Source organism: Streptomyces sp. NPDC002754 (genome assembly GCF_053592315.1).
Genome location: NZ_JBSFVM010000007.1, coordinates 163517 through 176879, shown reverse-complemented (window position 1 = coordinate 176879; position 13363 = coordinate 163517). Strand labels below are relative to the sequence as shown.

11 protein-coding genes are annotated in these 13363 nt (G+C 71.9%); 8 read left to right on the top strand and 3 right to left on the bottom strand.

What is annotated here, in order from left to right; all coding sequences use genetic code 11:
• Window positions 1–23 precede the first annotated feature (23 nt).
• Complete coding sequence (locus ACWD2L_RS17940) at window positions 24–815, bottom strand: ABC transporter ATP-binding protein (RefSeq protein WP_351334286.1); 792 nt, start codon at window positions 813–815, stop codon at window positions 24–26.
• A gap of 216 nt (window positions 816–1031) precedes the next feature.
• Here ACWD2L_RS17940 and ACWD2L_RS17935 point away from each other — a divergent pair, with 216 nt between their 5' ends.
• The 7 genes from ACWD2L_RS17935 to ACWD2L_RS17905 all read left to right on the top strand — a co-directional run bounded on the left by ACWD2L_RS17935 (window position 1032) and on the right by ACWD2L_RS17905 (window position 9255).
• A complete protein-coding gene (locus ACWD2L_RS17935) occupies window positions 1032–3203 on the top strand; it encodes an MMPL family transporter (protein ID WP_351334252.1) in 2172 nt (723 codons plus the stop codon).
• A 5-nt stretch (window positions 3204–3208) separates the two neighbouring features.
• Window positions 3209–4420 carry a sensor histidine kinase gene (locus tag ACWD2L_RS17930; protein WP_351334250.1) on the top strand — a complete coding sequence of 404 codons (1212 nt, stop codon included), beginning with the start codon at window positions 3209–3211 and terminating at the stop codon, window positions 4418–4420.
• Complete coding sequence (locus ACWD2L_RS17925; protein ID WP_351334248.1) at window positions 4417–5076, top strand: response regulator transcription factor; 660 nt, start codon at window positions 4417–4419, stop codon at window positions 5074–5076. Before ACWD2L_RS17930 ends, ACWD2L_RS17925 begins: the two co-directional genes overlap by 4 nt.
• Window positions 5077–5167: 91 nt before the next feature.
• Window positions 5168–5866, top strand: a complete 699-nt coding sequence (locus ACWD2L_RS17920) for a FadR/GntR family transcriptional regulator (protein ID WP_351334245.1) — start codon at window positions 5168–5170, stop codon at window positions 5864–5866.
• Window positions 5863–6636: a creatininase family protein gene (locus tag ACWD2L_RS17915; protein WP_351334244.1), complete on the top strand. Its 774-nt coding sequence runs from the start codon at window positions 5863–5865 to the stop codon at window positions 6634–6636. Before ACWD2L_RS17920 ends, ACWD2L_RS17915 begins: the two co-directional genes overlap by 4 nt.
• A gap of 90 nt (window positions 6637–6726) precedes the next feature.
• The gene (locus tag ACWD2L_RS17910; protein ID WP_351334243.1) at window positions 6727–7674 is read left to right on the top strand and encodes an alpha/beta hydrolase family esterase; all 948 of its coding nucleotides are present in this window, start codon (window positions 6727–6729) and stop codon (window positions 7672–7674) included.
• Between the two features lie 15 nt (window positions 7675–7689).
• Window positions 7690–9255 (top strand): AbgT family transporter, encoded by a 1566-nt coding sequence (locus ACWD2L_RS17905; RefSeq protein ID WP_351334241.1) that lies wholly within the window; start codon window positions 7690–7692, stop codon window positions 9253–9255.
• Window positions 9256–9296: 41 nt separating this feature from the next.
• On the opposite strand, the gene ACWD2L_RS17900 is transcribed toward ACWD2L_RS17905, so the two are convergent.
• Together ACWD2L_RS17900 and ACWD2L_RS17895 are read right to left on the bottom strand one after the other, a co-directional pair.
• Window positions 9297–10751: an amidase gene (locus ACWD2L_RS17900; RefSeq protein WP_351334240.1), complete on the bottom strand. Its 1455-nt coding sequence runs from the start codon at window positions 10749–10751 to the stop codon at window positions 9297–9299.
• A gap of 137 nt (window positions 10752–10888) precedes the next feature.
• Complete coding sequence (locus ACWD2L_RS17895) at window positions 10889–11464, bottom strand: TetR/AcrR family transcriptional regulator (protein ID WP_351334238.1); 576 nt, start codon at window positions 11462–11464, stop codon at window positions 10889–10891.
• Between the two features lie 141 nt (window positions 11465–11605).
• Here ACWD2L_RS17895 and ACWD2L_RS17890 point away from each other — a divergent pair, with 141 nt between their 5' ends.
• Window positions 11606–13321 (top strand): CocE/NonD family hydrolase, encoded by a 1716-nt coding sequence (locus ACWD2L_RS17890; RefSeq protein WP_351334236.1) that lies wholly within the window; start codon window positions 11606–11608, stop codon window positions 13319–13321.
• Window positions 13322–13363: the final 42 nt, after the last annotated feature.

The window sequence follows — 13363 nt, the reverse complement described above, 5'->3', positions numbered from 1 at the left end:
CCCCGCTCACCGGCACCGCTCGATCACGCCTCCCGGATCCAGCCTGGCCCGTCAGAAGGGCCCAGGTCGCCCGAGCGCGCCAGCCACCGCCCCGCGTGCCGCGTGACCTCGATGGGGCGACCGAAGCAGGACGTCATCAGGTTCTTGGTGAGTACGTCGTCCACCGTGCCGCTGGCGAGGACGCGGCCCTCGCGCAGCAGCAGCGCGTGGCTGATGGCCGGGGAGAGTTCTTCCAGGTGGTGGGTGACGGTCACCGTCGCCAACTCGGGCCGTCCGGCCGCGAGCTGACGCATCGTATCGATGAGGTCCTCGCGCGAGGGCAGGTCGAGCGCGTTGAACGGCTCGTCGAGCAGGAGCAGCGCCGGGTCCGCCATGAGGGCGCGGGCGATCAGCAGGCGGGCGCGCTGGCCGCCGGAGCAGACGCCGTAGGGGCGGTCGGCGAGCTCCTTGATCTGGAGTTCGGCGAGCAGCGCGTGGGCCCGCTCGCGCACCTCGTCGTCGTACGTCTTCCAGAGCGGCTGGACGGTGCCGCTGTGGCCGGTGAGGACGACGGTGTGGCCCGGCAGGTCCTGGGGGACGCGCTGCGAGGTGGAGACGTGGCCGATGAGGGCGCGCAGCTCGCGGACGTCGACGCGGCCGAGCCGGTGACCCAGGACATCGACGGTGCCGGTGGTGGGGAAGTTCGTGGCGCCGACGATCCGCAGGATGCTGGTCTTGCCCGCGCCGTTCGGCCCGAGCAGAGCCCAGTGCTCGCCGGACCGTACGGTCCAGTCGATGTCGTCGAGGATGGCCTGGCCGGTGGTGTGGCGGCGCATGCCCACGCCGTCGAGGGCGGCCACGGTCCGGCCCTGGTTCTCGCTCACGGCGCCTCCTGCCTCATCGCGTCTGCGACGCAGGATAGCTGCACGTTGCATTTATCCCGGCCGGTGTCCATTTCGTGGACGCAGCGGCCGTGTCCACCGACCGGTGGACCCCAGGTTCCACCGGTCGCCGCTGTCCGCGCCCGTACCCCCGCGACCAGCATGGACGCCATGACCAACTACACCGTACGCATGGCTCGTTGGAGCGCCGGGCACCCCTGGAGGGCGATCGCCGGCTGGTTCTTGTTCGTCGTCCTGTGCCTCGGTGCCGGGATCACCGTGGGCGGCGACGCCGCGACGTCCGCCGACTTCGGTGTCGGTGAGGCGGGGCGCGGCGAGGCGATCGCCCGGGAGGGCGGGCTCGCGCAGCGGCCCGTGGAGCGGGTGCTGATCGAGGATCGTGCCTCCGGACGCCTCGACCGGACGGTGGGCGGCGCCGTCGCCGATGACGTCGTCGGCCGGATGCGGGGGCTGCCCGAGGTGCGGTCCGTGGGCGAGCCCGTGTGGTCGAAGGACGGCCGGGCGGTCCGCGTCGACGTCACCATGAAGGGCGCCGAACTCGACGGGAAGAAGCACGTCGATCCGCTGCGGGCGCAGACCGCCGCCACGCAGAAGGCGCATCCGGAGCTGCGCGTCGAGGAGACGGGCGGGCCCTCCATCAGCCAGGGCGTCGACGAGCTGCGCGGCAGCGACCTCTCCCGTACGGAGATGATCGCGCTGCCCATCACGCTGCTCACGCTGCTGCTGGTGTTCCGCTCGGTGGCGATGGCGACCGTGCCGCTGCTGCTCGCCCTGTCCGCGATCGTCGCGTCGATCGGCCTGTCGATGCTGGCCTCGCACGTCTTCCCCGACGCCGGGGTCGGCACGAACATCATTCTGCTGATCGGGCTCGCCGTCGGCGTCGACTACACACTGTTCTATCTGAAGCGGGAGAGGGAGGAACGGGCGCGTTCGGACGGCGAGTTGAGTTCGCGGGCCCTGGTGGAGATCGCGGCCGCCACGTCCGGCCGTGCGGTCGTGCTCTCCGGGTTCGCGGTCGCCGTGTCCAGCGCGACGCTGTACCTCGCCGACGACGTGATCTTCTCGTCGATCGCGACGGCCGCGATCCTGGTCACGCTGGTCGCCGTGGTCAGCTCACTGACGGTGCTGCCCGCGCTGCTCGTGAAGATCGGCGCGCGGGCCGAGCGCCACGCCGCACGCAAGCCACGAAAGGCGAGGCCGCAAAAGCCCGTGCGGCGCAACGCCCTGCTGCGTCTCACCGCCCGCAGGCCCGCTGCCGTGCTGATCGTCGCGGTCCTCGCGATGATGGCATTGGCGGCTCCCCTGCTCGGCCTGAAGCTCACCGACATGGGCCGTGAGACGCACTCGCGGCAGACCCGGTCGATGCCCACCTTCGACCGGTTGAACGCCGCGTTCCCCGAGGTCAAGGCCTCACATCAGGTGCTCGTACGGGCCGGCGCCGAGCGCGCCGACGAGGTGGCCGGAGCGCTGCGCTCGCTCGCCGCCGACGCCAAGGACGACCCGGGCCTGAACGGCACGTACACCCTGCGCGGCTCCGCCGACCACCGCGTCACGTCGCTCGAACTGCCCGTCCCGCACTACGTCAGTACGAAGCCTGCTCAGGAGTCGTTGCAGCGGCTGCGTACCGAGTATCTCCCGTACGCTGTCGGCAAGTTGGGGGGAGGCGTCGACGCGGCCGTCGCCGGTGACGTGGCCCGTTACGCCGACTATCCCGCGCACCAGAAGGAGAAGCTGCCGCTGATCATCGGGGCGCTGCTGCTCGTGACGTTCGCGATGACCGTGTGGGCGTTCCGGTCCGTGCTGCTCGGTCTCGTCGGCGTCGTCCTGAACCTGCTGTCGGCGGCCGCGTCGCTCGGCGTGCTCACCCTGACGTTCCAGAACAGTTGGGCCGAGAGGCTGCTCGACTTCCAGTCGACGGGCACGATCGGTTCGCGGGTACCGCTGTTCCTCTTCGTGATCCTCTTCGGGCTCTCCATGGACTACCAGGTGTTCGTGATCAGCCGGATCAAGGAGGCCGCCGAGCGCGGGGTGCCGACGCGGCTGGCGGTGCTCGACGGGGTCGGCAGCTCGGCCGGGGTGGTGACCAGCGCGGCGTTCGTGATGGTGACCGTGTTCGCGAGCTTCGTGTCGCTGCACTTCATCGAGATGAAGCAGATCGGGTTCAGCCTGGCCGTGGCGGTGCTCCTGGACGCCTTCGTGATCCGGGTGCTGATCCTGCCCGCGCTCATGTTGCTTCTGGGCGAGCGGAGTTGGTGGCCCTCGCGCGGGCCACTGCGGGCCGCGACGTCCACGACCGAGCGCCCGCTCGCGAACGTAGGCTGATCACCGTGGACAGCAGCCGAGCGCCTCTCCTCGCCCCCAGCCCCACGACCGTCGTGCCCGCACTCCACCGGTGGAACGCAGTGGTGTGGGTGCTGTGCGGCCTGGTGCCGCCTGCCCTCGCGGTGGCGGACACCCCGGCCGGGACGAAGTACCCGACGTTCGTGCTGCTGTCCGCCATGACCTGCGCGTACGCGGCCGTGGCGATGTTCCCCGGCCGGGAGCTGCTGCGGCCGACGGCCTACCTCGCGCTGCTGGCCGCCGGGGTCGGCGCGGTGTCGTACACGATGGGCAGCGGCGCCGCCCTGTTCATCGTGTCGCTGCCGCACTTCTGGATCTACGCGTCCGGGCCGGGCGCCGCCCTCGCACTCAGCGGTGCGGCCGCCGCGCTCACGGCCGCCGGCACCATCGCCGGACGCGAGTCCGGTACCCAACTGCTCGGCGGCAACGTCCTGTTCACCCTCGCCGGGTACGCCGCCGGGTCCACGGTGGGCCTCCTCGTACACCGGCTGACGGAGCAGAGCGAGGCCCGCACCAAGAAACTGAGCCACGAACTCGCGGACGCCCAGCAGGCGTTGGACGCGGCGCAGCGCAAGCAGGGTGCGGCGGACGAGCGGGAGCGGATGGCCCGCGAGATCCACGACACGCTCGCCCAGGGCTTCGCCTCGATCATCGTCCTCGCGGAAGCGGCCCGCGCGGGACTCCCGGCAGAATCGGCGCGCTCCGCGCAGCAGTTGACGTCGATCGAGCAGACGGCACGGGAGAACCTGGCGGAGGCGCGCGCTCTCGTCGGCGCCACGCCCCCGCCGGGCGGCGGCGCGCAGGGCCCGGTGGCGGGCACACTGCGTCGCACCCTCGACCGGTTCGCCGAGGACACCGGGATCACGGTGGAAGCCGAGCTGGCCGAGGTCGACTGCGACCAGCAGACCCGTATCGCGCTGCTGCGCTGCACGCAGGAGTCGCTCGCCAACGTCCGTAAGCACGCCGCCGCTTCGACCGTCGTCGTGGTGCTGGAGCAGGGCGCGGGCGCCATCGATCTGGAGGTCACCGACGACGGGAGCGGTTTCGACGTGTCCTCGGCGCGCGGCTTCGGCCTCGACGGCATGCGCAAGCGGCTCGCCGAGCTCGGCGGCGAGCTGACCGTCACGAGCTCCCCGGGGGACGGCACCCGCGTTCTGGCCCAACTGCCCGGCACCCGGACCGAAGAGGAGCGAGCATGAGCGGCACGAGTGACGTGAGTGGCGTGAGTGATGCGGCGATGCTGCGGGTCGTCGTGGTCGACGACCACACCGTGATGCGGGCCGGCGTCGTCGCCCTGCTCGCACCCGAGGCCGGCATCGAGGTCGTCGGCGAGGCGGACGACGGCCGGTCCGGCGTGGCGCTCGTGGAGGAGTCGCGCCCCGACGTGGCGCTGCTCGACCTGCGGATGCCGGGGCTCGACGGGGTGGCGGCGACCGAGCGGATCGTCGCCGGGCCGAGCCGCACCCGCGTGCTGATCCTGACGACGTACGACACGGACTCCGAGATCGAGCGCGCGGTGGAGGCGGGCGCGATCGGCTATCTACTCAAGGACACCACGCGCGAACAGCTCGTCGACGCGATCCGTTCGGCGGCACGCGGCGAGACGGTGCTGGCCCCGCGCGTGGCCCAGAAGCTGGTGGCGAAGCTGCGCCGGCCGACGCAGACGGCGCTGACCGCGCGCGAAGTGGACGTCCTGACGGCGGTCGCGGACGGCCTGTCCAACCCGGACATCGCGAAGCGCCTCGTGATCGGTGAGGCGACCGTGAAGACACATCTGCTGCGCATCTTCGCGAAACTGGACGTCGGCGACCGGACGCGGGCCGTGGTCGTCGCGATGGAGCGCGGGGTGCTGTAGGGCGGGGTACTGAAGGGCGCGTCGCGGCCGGGTGAAACGGAGCCGTGCACGACCGTTGACACCCTCACCAACCAAGTGATCTATTCACTTCATGAGTTACGTCGACCAACCCTCGCTGTCCGAGCGCCTCGCGGACGACATAGTCGAGATCATCCGCACCGAGCGCCTCTCCCCCGGAGACGCCCTGGCCTCCTCGCGCGAGCTGGCCAAGCGGTTCGAGGTGACGACGCCGACCGTCCGGGAGGCGCTGCGCCGCCTGGAGGCCATGCAGGTCGTGGAGTTCCGGCACGGCTCGGGGACGTACGTCGGGCCCGGCATCGAGCGGCGGCTGCTCGCCAATCCGCACCGGCCGCGCACCTCGCGGCGGTCCGTGCTCGAACTCGTCGAGGCCCGCCTCGTCGTCGAGCCGGCGGTGGCGGCCGAGGCGGCGCGCATTCGACTCCCGCAAGGGGTCGAGCAGTTGGAGCACGCGGCGGCCAACGCCCTGTTCCCGCCCGAGGAGTCGCTGCGCCGGTCCGTGCACTTCCACGTGGCGCTCGCGACGGCCAGCGGGAACGCGCTGCTGAAGGAGACCGTCGAGGCGCTGCTCCAGGTCCGCGCCCGCGACCAGGTCGAGATCCGGCACCGGTACAACGACCGGGAGCGCGACCACGCCGAGCATCTCCAGATCGTCGAGGCGGTACGCGAAGGCGACGCGCCGGCCGCCGAGCGGATCACCCGCGAACACCTGACCGCGATCCGGGACACCGTGCTCGGCGCCGACTTCCCCGACGGAGGTGAGCTCTCGTGAGCTCCGAACAGCCCCTGCACCTGGCCGAGTTGACGACCGAAGAGGCCGCCGAGGCCGTCACCCGCGCACCCGTCGTCATCATCCCCGCCGGCGCCTACGAGCAGCACGGCCCCGGCATGCCGATCGCCACGGACACCATCCGCGCCGAGCGGATCGCCGACCTCGTCGGGGCCCGGCTCGCCGGACGCGTGGTGATCGGCCCGCCGCTCCCGGTCGGCGTCTCGCCGCACCACATGGCGTTCGCCGGGACGGTGACGCTGACGACGACCACGTTCGCCGCCGTCGTGCGCGAGTACGTCGAGAGCCTGCGGCGGCACGGCTGGCGGCGGTTCCTGGTGCTCACAGGACACGGCGGCAACAACGCGACGCTCACCACCGTGGCGCAGGACCTGCTCGTGTCCCACCCCGATGTGCGGTTCGCCTGGACGCCCGTCACCTCACTCGCGTCCGACGTGATCGGGGAGATGGGCGTGAGCGAGGTCAGCGGGCACAGCGGGGAGGCGGAGACCGCCCAAATGCTGCACCTGGCACCGGAGTTGGTGCATCGCGACCGCCTGGAGCCGGGGTCCGTCGCCGTCGACGGGCTCAAGCCCGAGGCGCGCCTCGCCCGCTCCTTCTCGCAGCCGACGCTGACCCTGCCGTACGACGAGCTGAGCGCCAACGGGGTGCTCGGCGACCCCACTTCGGTCACGGCCGAGGACGGCGAGGCCATCGTGGCCGCCGCCGTCGACCGCGTGTCCGCCTTCGTCGAGGAATGGCTCGACCTCTAGCTCCAGCCCCCTGACCCGCCCCCCCTGGCCCGTCCCACTGACCCGTCCCACTGACCCGTCCCCCTGAGCAACCCTCATTTAGGAGCCGCAATGAAGGGTCTACTTCGGCGTGCCTGCGTACTGGCCGCCGCGCTCGTCACCGTACCGTTCGCCCCGGCCCAGGCCTCCCCTGCCGCCCGCCCCACCGGCTGCGACGCCCCCACCGCGCAGCAACCCGGCACCAGCGTCCCGCACACCATGACCAGCGGAGGCCGCGAGCGCACGTACCAGCTCCACCTTCCCAACGGCTATACACCCGACCGGAGTTGGCCGCTGATCATCGCGTACCACGGGCGGGGCAACACCGGCGCCGGAACCGAGGCGTTCTCGCGCCTCTCCACGCTGCCCGCGATCGTCGCGTACCCGAACGGTGTCGTCGGCACCGGCGACGGGCAGCGGCAGGCCTGGCAGGGCGCCCCGTACGCGGCGGCCGGCGTGGACGACGTCGCGTTCACCGGGGACCTCCTCGACTCCCTCGAAGGCTCGCTGTGCGTGAACGAGCGGCGAGTGTACGCCACCGGCAAGTCGAACGGCGCCGGGTTCACCGGCCTGCTCGCCTGCCGGATGTCCGACCGTTTCGCGGCCGTCGCACCGGTCGCCGGCGCCTTCTACCCCGGCACGCGCGAGGGCGGCTGCGCCCAGGACCGCCCGATGCCCGTCCTCGACTTCCACGGCACCGGTGACACCACCATCCCGTACGCGGGCGACACCGACCGCGGGCTGCCCGCCATCCAGGACTGGGTGCGCGAGTGGGCCGACCGGGACGGCTGCCGCGCCCGAACGCCTGACGAGGTGACCGAGCCCGACATCACGACGTCGCGGTGGACCGGCTGCGCGGACGGCGCGGAGGTGGCGCACGTCGCGGTCACCGACGGCGGACACACCTGGCCGGGAGCCGACGGCTACAGCGGCGGCGGCTACACGACGCAGACGATCCAGGCCCACAAGGTGATGTGGGCGTTCTTCCGCAACCACCAACTCCCCTCCCCTCCACGCTAGTTCGGAGCCGACATCATGACCGTACAGAGAGAAGCGCCCCCGTCGGGCGGGACCGGAGCCGATGCGGCGCGGCTGCCCCTCGTCATCCGCGCCCTCGGCGTCGTCGAGCGGGCGGGGAACGCGCTGCCGCATCCGTTCTGGCTGTTCTGGATCCTGTCGGCGGTGCTCGCCGTCGTCAGCGCCGTGCTCGCCGGGTTCGACGTGTCCGTGGTGTCGCCCGCCGACCACAAGACGGTCGTCGTGCAGAACCTGCTCAGCGGCGACGGGCTCGCCATGGCGGTGTCGACGATGGTGTCGAACTTCGCCGAGTTCCCGCCGATGGCGACGATCGTGGTCGTCATCATGGGCGTCGCCGTCGCCGAGCGCAGCGGGTTCCTGTCCGCCGCGATGAAGGTCGGGGTCGCGCGGGTGCCCGCGTCGTGGGTGGTGTTCGCCGTCGCGTTCGCCGGGACGGTGGCGCACGTCGCGTCGGCCGCCGCGTACATCATCCTGGTGCCGCTCGGCGGCCTCGCCTTCCGCGCCGTGGGCCGCTCCCCGATCCTCGGCATCGTCGTGGCGTACACGTCGATCGCCTCCGGCTACGACGCGAGCCCGATTCCGACGCCGAACGACGCGATCTTCGCGGGCATCACGACGGCGGCCGCGAAGATCGCGGGCGGCGACGCCGCGTACGTGTCCCCGCTGTCCAACTGGTTCTTCAACATCGCCTCCTCCCTGCTGCTCGCCACCGTCATCACGCTGGTCACGCGGTGGGTGCTGGCCAAGCGGCCGGACCTCGACCCGGATCCGGACGCCGACGTCGAGGACCTGGGCACGCTGGACCTCAGCGAGCGCGAACGGTCCGCGCTGCGGCGGGCGTTGCTCGCGCTCGGTGGCGGCCTGCTGCTGGTCGTGGCGGCGCTCGTCCCCACGTCCTCGCCCCTGCGCGGGGACGGCGGCAGCATCGTCGAGTCCCCGTTCATCGACGGCATCGCGGCGGTCGTGGCCATCCTGTTCGCGCTCACCGGCATCGTGTACGGGGCGCGCTCGGGGTCGATCGCGAAGCCCGGCGACGTACCGAAGCTGATGGCGGCGGGCGTGAAGCAGATGGCGCCCGTGCTGGTGCTGTTCTTCGCCATCGCCCAGTTCCTCGCCTACTTCGACTGGACGCACATCGGCGACGTCCTGGCGGTGCGGGCGGCGGAACTCTTGGAGCACAGCGGGATGCCGATCGTCGTGGTGTTCCTGCTGATCCTGCTTCTGCTGACCGTCGTGAACGTGGTGGTGACCAGCGGGACCGCGATGTGGGCGCTGGCCGCGCCCGTCCTCGTACCGATGCTGATGCTGGCGCACGTGCCGGCCGAGACGACGCAGGCCCTGTTCCGCATCGCCGACTCCGGGTCGACCGCGATCACCCCGATGAGCCCGTACTTCGTGATGGCCCTCGGCTTCCTCCAGCGCTATCGCAAGGACGCGGGCATCGGCACCCTCGCCGCGTACACGCTGCCCCTCGCCATCGCGATGACGGCGACATGGACGCTGCTGTTCCTCGCGTGGTGGGCGCTCGGGATTCCGCTGGGGCCGGGGGCTCCGGTGCGCTGAGGAATGTGTGGGCGGGGGCCACGAGCAATGCGCGGGTGGGTCTACGCCCACGTCCTCAGTACCGGCGACCGTTCCTCGACGGCCTGCGCGGCGTCCAGCAGGCCGTCCTCCGTGAACCGGCCGCCCACCAACTGCACCCCGATCGGCAGCCCGTCGTGCGCGGCCACCGGGACGGTGACGGCCGGGAAGCCGAGGATCGGGACCGACGTCATCGGCCACATCGCCGGGAAGAGCTCCAGGCCACGCGTCTCGTCCGCGATGTCGGCGTCCTGCTCGAAGGGCGGCTCGGCGCACACCGGGGTCAGCAACAGGCGGCCGGTGCCCAGGAGTTGCTGGAGCCGAGTGACGAGTGCGCCGCGCCGACCCCAGCCGTTGATGTACGTCTCCAGGTCCGGCGCCGCGCCCCACACGGCGGCCGACGCCTTGAAGTGCCGGGCCAGTGCGGTACGGATGGCGTCGTCGCCGATCCGGTCCACCACGCGGAGCAACGGCCTGGTGTCCTCCGTGAGCAGGAGCAGCCACAGCCGGGCGGCCTCCGCGAGGAGTGGTTCGGCCGCCACCTCGTCGACCTCGTACCCGGCGTCGGCGAGGCGGGCGGCGGCGTCGGTGAGGGCCGCGTCGACGGCAGGGTGGTTCTTCGCGCCGTCGTTGCCCCGGACGAGCGTGACCCGGGTCGGGGCCTGGCCGCGCGCTTCGGGCAGCGCCGGGACGCCATAGGGGTCGCGGAGGTCGGGCGTGCTCATGGCGTGCAGCGCGAGCCGCGCGTCCGCAACCGTCCTGCCGAGCGGCCCCTGCACCGCGCAGGCCTGCACGGTGGGCGGGAGGTCGAGCGGCATCCGGCCCTGCGGAGTGTCGGCGTACGCGGGCGGCGCCCAGCCGGAGACCCGGCCCACGGTGGGCCGCAGCCCGACCACGCCGCAACAGGCCGCCGGGAAACGGATCGACCCGCCGATGTCGTTGCCCTGCGCCAGCGGCGTCATCCCGGCCGCGATCCCGGCCGCCGCTCCCCCGCTGGAGCCGCCGGGCGTGCGTGCGGCGTCCCAGGGGTTGAGGGTCCGCCCGTGCAGGTCGTTCGTGGAGAACCAACGCAGCGAGAACGCGGGCACGTTGCTGCGCCCGAGCGGTATCGCCCCGGCGGCACGAAGGGCCGTGACGCAGGCCGCGTCCTCGGCGGCGACCTCCCCCGCGAGCGCGGCCAGACCGTTGGTCGTCGCGTGGCCGCGCTGCTCGGTGTTGACCTTGATGGAGACGGGCACGCCGTGCAGCGGGCCGGGTTCGGCACCGGCCGCGAGGTCGGCGTCGGCCTGTCGCGCGGCGGCGAGCGCCTCGTCACGCCGGACCTCCACCAGCGCGTTGACCTTCGGGTTCGTCTCGTCGATGCGGTCGAGGCACGATGTGACGACCTCGTACGAGGAGACCTCCCCTTCGCCTACGGCGGCGGCGAGTTCGGCCGCGGGGCGCTGCCACAACTCGGTGTTCTGGCCGGGACTTCCCATGGGGCACCTCTTCCGGTTCCAGCTGCTTCTGGCTGCTTCTGGCGCGGCGCGAGCGTGAGATACAACGGCGTTTTATTTCGCGCACAGACTGCGGCCCGGCACCCGCCGATGTCAACAGCGGTTCCGCGGAAGGGCGTTCAGTCCGCGGACTCCCGCAGCCTGTCGATCACGGCCAGGATCGCCCGCTCGCCGCGCTCGGCCGGCCAGCTCTCGGGGTCCTCCAGCGTCGCCAGCCAGTAGCCACGCAGGATCAGATGGAGGATGTCGCCGCTCACTTCCGCGTCGGGCAGCCCCGCTTCGGCGACCAGCTCCCCGAGGCCCTCCCGGTCGCCGCGCGCGGTGGACCGCCGCATGTCCTCGACCTCGGCGCCGGGCCCCGCACTGGCGATCTCCATCATCAGCCGGCGCACCACCTCGTCGTCCTGCTCGGTGGTGCACATCCAGCGGACCGCGGCGCGCAGCCTGTCCTCACCCTCGGCGCCTTCTATGGCCCGCTCCAGCTCGCGGGTCCAGTCGGCCCCGGCGCGGCGCAGCGCGTTGATCATCAACGCGGCGCGGCTGGACACGTAGTTGGTCACCATCGCCGTGGACCCACCGAGCTGCTGGGCCACGGCCCGGATGGTCACGGAGCGCACGCCGCGATCCCTGGCGACCTGGATGGTGGCGCTCGCGATCTCGTCGAGCCGCTTGGCCTCGTCTACCTCGATCGGCATGTCGCCGACCTTAACCCAATGGGTTGACCGCGTTCACACGGAGCTGCAATGTTGTTGTACAACGCCGTTTCATCACGGCGCCGCTCTCCCTTCACTCGTCCTCTCCAGCCCTGTTTCCAGGAGATTTTGGGGGACCCCTCCATGACCTTTCGCTTCACGCGTGTCGGCCCGGCTCCCGTGTCCGAGCGGGCCCGCCAGTACCGGGTACGGATGCGCGACGGGATCCGGCTCGCCACGGACGTGTATCCACCCGATGGCGCCGCGGACCCGGCGGACCTCGCGGACGTGCCGGTCCCGACCGTCCTCGTACGCCTGCCGTACGACAAGAACAGCCGCTACGTGTACTTCGACAAGATCGCCGCCCGCTTCACCGCCCGCGGCTACGCCGTCGTGGTGCAGGACGTGCGCGGCAAGTTCCGCTCCGAGGGGCAGACGCTGCCGTTCCTGCGCGAGTCCGACGACGGCTACGACACGATCGACTGGATCGTCCAACAGGCCTGGTCCGACGGGCTGGTGGGCATGTTCGGCGACTCGTACTACGGCTACACGCAGTGGGCGGCGGTGGCCTCCCAGCATCCGGCGCTGCGGGCCGTCGTGCCGCGCGTGACCACGGTCGACTTCAACGCGACGACCCAGGGAAGCGGCCCGCACGACCCGCCGGGCGTCGGCCGGCCCGTGTGGCTGGAGGGCATCGAGTACTACGCCCACTACTGGGTGGACCAGGGCCTGTACGCGTACGAGCCGGATCGGTCGGTGCGCCCGGTCGTCGAGCAGTTCGAGGAGGCGTTCCGCGCGATCGGCGCCCGCTCGGCCTGGTTCGACGCGCTCGTTCCGCACTTCACCGACCTGTTCCCGGCGCGCGGCAGGCACCCCTATGACGCGCGCCCCGTACCGGTGCTGCACTGCGTGGGCTGGTTCGACAACATCCTGATCCCGCACCTGCGCGACTATCTGGCGCTCGCGGCCCGGCCCGGCTGGGACGCCGTGCAGTACCTGTGGGCGGGCGCGGTGGACCACGAGAACTACCGCCTCGCCGACGCGCCCGCCACCGCCGGGACGGACCACGGGGCGAACCCGGCGGCCCTCGACCGGATGCTTCCGCAGTACGTCGACCCGGCGATCGAGTTCTTCGACGTGTTCCTGAAGGGCGTCCGGCCGGTCGGCGAACTGTCCAAGGTGCACTGGGAGTTGGGGCACGGCGAGTGGCATACGTCGACGAGCTGGCCGCCGCCCGGAACCGTCGAGCGCACGCTCTGGCTGGAGAGGCCCGAGCGGGCGGCGGGACCGCTTCCGGGCGGGACGCTCACGGACTCCCCTGCGGGTGCGCCGAGTTCGGCGCAGTGGACGTACGAACCGGAGGAACTGGTGCCGTCGGACACCTTCAACTCCTTCGAGTATCTGCACAGTTACCCCGATCTGGCGGGCACGGCCTCCCGCGACGACGTGCTCGTCTTCTCCGCGGCGGCGCTCACCGAACCGCTCGACCTGGTGGGGCCGCTGGGCCTGCACCTCCATGTCGCCGGCACCGCCCCGGTGTTCGACGTCTTCGTGAAGCTCGTGGACGTGCGCCCCGACGGGCGAGCCCACCTGATCGCGCGCGGCGAGGCCTGTATACGCCCCGACCTCGCCCCGGACGAGATCCGCGTCGACCTCGGCCACACCGGCTACCGGGTGCGCCCGGGACACCGGCTCGCCGTACTCCTCGCGTCCAGCGACTACCCGCTCTTCCTGCCGTCGTCCGGCAGTGAGGACAACCCGTGGACCACGGCCGCGGCCAAGTCCTCCGTCCAGACGCTTCGCACAGGCGACGCCCACCCCTCACGCCTCACCCTCTCGGTCCTGCCCACCGGGGCCTGACCCGGCACCCGCACCGCCACCCCCCACAGCGAAGGACCCCGT

What these genes read in the sequence shown, in the direction of transcription:
- ACWD2L_RS17940 (WP_351334286.1), bottom strand. Translation starts at nt 815, where the DNA reads ATGCGCCGCCACACCACCGGCCAGGCCATCCTCGACGACATCGACTGG.
- ACWD2L_RS17935 (WP_351334252.1), top strand. Translation starts at nt 1,032, where the DNA reads ATGACCAACTACACCGTACGCATGGCTCGTTGGAGCGCCGGGCACCCC.
- ACWD2L_RS17925 (WP_351334248.1), top strand. Translation starts at nt 4,417, where the DNA reads ATGAGCGGCACGAGTGACGTGAGTGGCGTGAGTGATGCGGCGATGCTG.
- ACWD2L_RS17920 (WP_351334245.1), top strand. Translation starts at nt 5,168, where the DNA reads ATGAGTTACGTCGACCAACCCTCGCTGTCCGAGCGCCTCGCGGACGAC.
- ACWD2L_RS17910 (WP_351334243.1), top strand. Translation starts at nt 6,727, where the DNA reads ATGAAGGGTCTACTTCGGCGTGCCTGCGTACTGGCCGCCGCGCTCGTC.
- ACWD2L_RS17905 (WP_351334241.1), top strand. Translation starts at nt 7,690, where the DNA reads ATGACCGTACAGAGAGAAGCGCCCCCGTCGGGCGGGACCGGAGCCGAT.
- ACWD2L_RS17900 (WP_351334240.1), bottom strand. Translation starts at nt 10,751, where the DNA reads ATGGGAAGTCCCGGCCAGAACACCGAGTTGTGGCAGCGCCCCGCGGCC.
- ACWD2L_RS17895 (WP_351334238.1), bottom strand. Translation starts at nt 11,464, where the DNA reads ATGCCGATCGAGGTAGACGAGGCCAAGCGGCTCGACGAGATCGCGAGC.
- ACWD2L_RS17890 (WP_351334236.1), top strand. Translation starts at nt 11,606, where the DNA reads ATGACCTTTCGCTTCACGCGTGTCGGCCCGGCTCCCGTGTCCGAGCGG.